Raw genomic sequence first — 5,722 nt, 5'->3', positions numbered from 1 at the left:
TACCCGTGGAGTAGCCGACGGCTGCCGCAATCCTCCAGGGACACCCGTGCTTGGCTTGGGATATGAGTCCGAATTGCTCACTCGTTACCTCCGGTATTGTCTTCGTTCAGCTCGACGCCGGACCCATTACCGGATCCTGCGGCCGATCCCGATTCGGCCGTCGCGGTCGCCTGATCGGCGCCGCCGTTTGCAGCCAACGTTACGTCATCGTCCGCCTCGGGCGTTCCTCCGGCGGGATTTTCGACGCTATTGACGCTTGAGGCGTCGTCGGTGCCCTCGCCCTGATCGTCGTCGGAGTCCTCGAGGCCGCGTTCGCTGTTGCGGGCCACCTCGATGATGCGGTCGTTCTTGTCAGGCTTCGCGAAGATGACGCCCATCGTGTCACGGCCCTTCGCAGGCACACCGGCCACGGCGGAGCGGACAATCTTTCCACCCTCCATAACCACCAGGACTTCGTCTTCTTCGTTGACGATCAACGCACCAACAAGGTCGCCTCGCTCTTCCTGAAGCTTGGCCACCTTGATGCCCAGGCCGCCACGTCCCTGGAGCCGGTATTCCTCGACGGCGGTGCGCTTGGCGTATCCGCCTTCGGTCACCACGAACACGAACGAGCCGTCCTGGACCACGTCGGCCGCGAGGAGTTCGTCGTCTTCGCGGAACTTCATGCCGGTCACACCCGAGGTAGCGCGACCCATGGGGCGCAATGCCTCGTCGGTGGCCGTGAAGCGGATCGACTGGCCCTTGCGGGAAACCAGGAGGAGATCGTCCGTTTCGGACACAAGCTGCGCCGAGACAAGCTCGTCCTCATCCCGAAGGTTGATGGCGATGACGCCGGCCGTGCGGTTGGTGTCGTAGTCTTCCAGGCGCGTCTTCTTCACAAGGCCGTTCTTGGTGGCGAGCACCAGGTACGGGGCTTGCTCGTAGTCGCGCAAGTCGAGGACCTGGGCGATGTGCTCGTCCGGCTGGAAGGCCAACAGGTTTGCCACGTGCTGTCCCTTGGCGTCGCGGCCGGCCTCGGCAAGCTCGTATGCCTTGGCCCGGTACACGCGGCCTAGGTTGGTGAAGAACAGCAACCAGTGGTGCGTCGTTGTGACGAAGAAGTGCTCCACGACGTCGTCGCCGCGAAGCTGGGCACCCTTGACCCCCTTGCCGCCCCGCTGCTGCGAACGATAGTTGTCGCTGCGCGTGCGCTTGACGTATCCGCCGCGGGTGATGGTGACCACCACTTCTTCCTCGGGGATGAGGTCTTCCATGGACATGTCGCCGTCGAAGCCCATGAGGATGTGGGTCCGGCGGTCATCACCGTGCTTCGCCACGATCTCGGCCAGTTCCTGGCTGATGATGTCGCGTTGGCGCTGTTCGGAGGCCAGGATCGAGTTGAATTCCGTGATCATGGCTTCAAGCTCGGCGTGCCTGTCCTGGATCTTCTGCCGTTCCAATGCGGCGAGCCGGCGGAGCTGCATGTCGAGGATGGCGCGGGCCTGGAGCTCGTCGATCTCCAGCAGACCCATCAGGCCGTCGCGGGCAGCCTCCGTGGTGTTGGAGGCCCGGATGAGTGCAATGACCTCATCCAGCATGTCCAGCGCCTTGAGCAGGGCGCGCAGGATGTGCGCCTCTTCCTCGGCCTTGCGCAGGCGGTAGCGGGTCCGGCGGACAATGACGCTCATCTGGTGGGCCACCCAGTGCCGGATGAAGGCGTCCAGGCTCAGCGTGCGGGGTACGCCGTCGACAATTGCCAGCATGTTGGCGCCGAAATTGTCCTGAAGCTGGGTGTGCTTGTAGAGGTTGTTGAGCACAACCTTCGCCACGGCGTCGCGCTTGAGCACGATTACGAGCCGCTGGCCTGTGCGGCCGGACGTCTCGTCGCGGAGGTCCGCGATGCCCTGGATCTTGCCGTCCTTGACCAGTTCGGCGATCTTGATGGCCAGGTTGTCCGGGTTTGCCTGGTACGGAAGTTCGGTGACCACGAGGCATGTGCGGCCCTGGAGTTCCTCGACGTTTACCACCGCGCGCATGGTGATGGAGCCGCGGCCAGTCCGGTACGCGTCCTCGATGCCCTTGTGGCCGAGGATAGTGGCGCCGGTCGGGAAGTCCGGGCCCTTGATGCGTACAAGCAACGCCTCGAGCAGCTCTTCGCGGCTGGCTGTCGGGTTGGCCAGGTACCACTGCACGCCATCGGCAACTTCGCGGAGGTTGTGCGGCGGGATGTTAGTGGCCATGCCGACGGCGATGCCGGAGGAACCGTTGACCAGCAGGTTCGGGAAACGCGCCGGCAGGATGGTGGGTTCCTGGTTCTTGCCGTCGTAGTTGTCCTGGAAGTCGACGGTTTCCTCGTCGATGTCGCGGACCATCTCCATGGCCAGCTGGGCCATCTTGGTTTCGGTGTAACGCGGAGCCGCGGCGCCGTCGTTGCCCGGGGAGCCGAAGTTACCCTGCCCAAGAGCGAGCGGGTAGCGCATCGTCCAGTCCTGGATGAGGCGGACCAAGGCATCGTAGATCGCGGTGTCACCGTGCGGGTGGTATTGGCCCATGACCTCGCCCACCACGCGGGCGCATTTGTTGAACGAGCGGTCCGGGCGGTAACCGCCGTCGAACATCGCGTAGAGCACTCGGCGGTGGACAGGCTTCAGGCCGTCGCGGACGTCCGGAAGCGCACGGCCAACGATCACGGCCATGGCATAGTCCAGGTAGGAACGCTGCATTTCCGTCTGCAGGTCCACCTGGTCCACGCGGTCAGTCAGCACGTCGCCCTCAAGTACGGGTTCCGGAATGCCGGCCGACTCGGCGGGAACCTCAGGTGTTTCTTCACTCATAGTTTATGATTTCCGTTTCAGGTATATGTCAGTACTGGAATATTCCTAGGGGCTTTTGAAGTCTCTAGATATCCAGGAACCTGACGTCCTTGGCGTTCTGCTGAATGAAGTTCCGGCGCGACTCCACGTCCTCGCCCATCAGCACGGAGAAGGTCTGGTCCGCCGCCAGGGCATCGTCCATGGTGACCTGCAGGAGCGTGCGGTGGTCCGGGTCCATGGTGGTGTCCCAGAGTTCGGTGTAGTCCATTTCGCCGAGGCCCTTGTAGCGCTGGATGCCGTTGTCCTTCGGGATCCGGCGGCCGGCGGCCTGGCCGGAGACCAGCTTGGCGTCTCGCTCACGGTCGCTGTAGACGTAGTCGTGAGGGGCGTTCGACCATTTGATGCGGTACAGCGGCGGCTGGGCCAGATAGACATAGCCGTTCTCGATCAGCGGACGCATGTAGCGGAACAGCAACGTCATCAGCAGCGTCGTGATGTGCTGGCCGTCCACGTCGGCATCGGCCATCAGGACGATCTTGTGGTACCGCAGCTTGGAGATGTCGAAGTCCTCGCCGATGCCCGTGCCGAAGGCCGTGATCATGGACTGGACTTCATTGTTGCCGAGCGCCTTGTCCAGGCGGGCGCGCTCGACGTTCAAGATCTTTCCGCGCAACGGCAGGATGGCCTGGGTCTCGGGGTTGCGTCCACGCTTGGCCGAACCCCCGGCGGAGTCACCCTCCACGAGGTAGACCTCGCAGCGCGCGGGATCCTTTGAGGAGCAGTCGGACAGCTTGCCCGGCATACCGAAGGATTCCAACGGGCTCTTGCGACGTGCGTTGTCGCGGGCTTTGCGCGCGGCCATACGGGCCTGTGCCGCCTGGACAGCTTTGCGGATGACGTCTCGCGCCGGGCCCGGGTTTCGTTCCAGCCAGTCGCCAAGCTGGTCGGTGACCACCCGTTGGACGAAGCCCTTGACCTCGGAGTTACCCAGTTTGGTCTTGGTCTGGCCCTCGAACTGCGGTTCCGACAATTTCACGGAGATGACGGCTGTGAGGCCCTCCCGGATGTCGTCACCGGTCAGGTTGTCATCCTTTTCCTTGATGATGGTCTTCTCGCGCGCGTAGCGGTTGATGAGTGAGGTCATCGCGGCACGGAAACCTTCTTCGTGGGTGCCGCCCTCGTGGGTGTTGATGGTGTTGGCGTACGTGTGGACGCTCTCGGAATAGGCCGTGGTCCACTGCATCGCGACCTCGACGGCGATGTGCCGCTCAGTGTCCTCGGTTTCGAAGGCGATGACGTCCTCGTGGACGACGTCGACCTTCTTGTTCGAGTTGAGATGCTTCACGTAGTCGAGCAGGCCGTCGTCGTATTGATAAACGACGGTGCGGTGTTCGGCCGCCACTTCGCCTTCAGTCGCCACTGCGTCAAGATCCAGGTCGTCGTCGCCTGCTCCTGCGACGGGACGCTCGTCCGTGAGGGTGATGCGCAGGCCCTTGTTGAGGAAGGCCATCTGCTGGAACCGGGCGCGGAGGGTTTCGAAATCGAAATCGGTGCTCTCGAAGATGGTGCCGTCCGGGTAGAACGTCTGGGACGTTCCAGTCTGGTCCGTTGCTTCGCCCTGGACGAGTCCACCCTGCGGCTTGCCGCCGTCGGCGAAGCTCATCCGCCAAACGTGGCCCTGGCGACGCACCTCGGTGTCAACCCTGCGCGAAAGCGCGTTGACAACTGAAATACCGACGCCGTGAAGGCCACCGGATACGGCATAGCCGCTGCCGCCGAACTTGCCGCCCGCGTGCAGGATGGTCATGACAACTTCGACCGTTGGCTTCTTCTCCGTGGGGTGCATGTCCACCGGGATGCCGCGGCCATCGTCCACGACCTTCACGCCGCCATCGGCCTGCAGAGTCACCTCGATGTGGCTGCAGTATCCGGCAAGCGCCTCGTCCACCGAGTTGTCCACCACTTCGTACACCAAGTGGTGGAGGCCGCGCGGGCCCGTGGATCCGATGTACATACCCGGGCGCTTACGCACCGCTTCGAGACCTTCAAGAACGGTAATGTCGCTCGCACCGTACTCCTTGGACCCGAGGGTGTGTCAGGCTTATGGGCGTTCTCCTTCGCGGGATCTACTGCCAAGGTCTCTGCATTGTCGTTAGCCACAGGCGCTTTCGACTCCTCCGTGTTCGATGGTCGCCGGCCGTCACCGCACCAAGGAAGCACGTCCGTCAGGACACACCACAGGGATACGGCAGCCGCCAACAGGGACGTCACTGCTAACGCCGGCTACTTCGTCAATGGCGGATCCGCTTATACAAGTGCTGTTCAGCAGAGCCAATCAACGTTCACCGGCGCCCAGTTGTCTATGCCGATTCTATCGTGACTGGGCACAGTTCCTTGCAAAACCCGGCCCTTATGCTCAGGAAAGTAGCTCTGGGAGGCCGCTGGCCCCATCTGCAAGCCGCCAAAAGAGCACCCTCTAGGGAGCTGTACGGTCCGGGGAGGTTTCTCGCCCCTGTGCGCCGTTCACGCAAATGCGCCAATACGGGCGCCGGGGAAGTTACCCGTAGGTATCCCGAGGGCCCCGCCCATTGACGCTTCGGCCGCCCTTCCGCCAACTCGGTGCAGTGGGGGCGAGCACCTGAATGGAGGTCACCACTCCGTCTCCGAGTTCCTTTCGGAACATGTCCAGGAGGCTGGTGCTCAGGAGCCTGAGCTGCGTTGCCCAGGCCGTGGAATCGCAGCGGACATGGAGCGTGGTGTCGGTGAAGCTCTCCGGAGTGCAATGCGCGGAGATCTCCGGTCCTACCAAGGCATCCCATTCGGCCATCACGGAACCGACGGCCACGGGAGACGTCCAGCCGCGTTCAGCCACGAGCCTCCCGACGACTTTCCCCAAGCCAAGCGGATCCCGGCCGCTACCGTGGAATTGG

Annotated in this window: 3 protein-coding genes; all 3 read right to left on the bottom strand. The window is 63.2% G+C overall.

What is annotated here, in order from left to right:
- Positions 1-77: 77 nt before the first annotated feature.
- A complete protein-coding gene (gyrA, locus tag AHiyo1_RS13180; protein WP_113990660.1) occupies positions 78-2,813 on the bottom strand; it encodes a DNA gyrase subunit A in 2,736 nt (911 codons plus the stop codon).
- A 64-nt stretch (positions 2,814-2,877) separates the two neighbouring features.
- A complete protein-coding gene (gene gyrB / locus AHiyo1_RS13175; RefSeq protein ID WP_275937061.1) occupies positions 2,878-4,824 on the bottom strand; it encodes a DNA topoisomerase (ATP-hydrolyzing) subunit B in 1,947 nt (648 codons plus the stop codon).
- A 525-nt stretch (positions 4,825-5,349) separates the two neighbouring features.
- Positions 5,350-5,722, bottom strand: a 373-nt coding sequence (locus tag AHiyo1_RS13170) for a DUF721 domain-containing protein (RefSeq protein ID WP_059388868.1), incomplete at its 5' end; no start/stop codon positions are given.

It is taken from the genome of Arthrobacter sp. Hiyo1, from assembly GCF_001263615.2.
Classification (GTDB): Bacteria; Actinomycetota; Actinomycetes; order Actinomycetales; family Micrococcaceae; genus Arthrobacter.
This window is presented reverse-complemented; position numbering and strand designations above follow the sequence as displayed.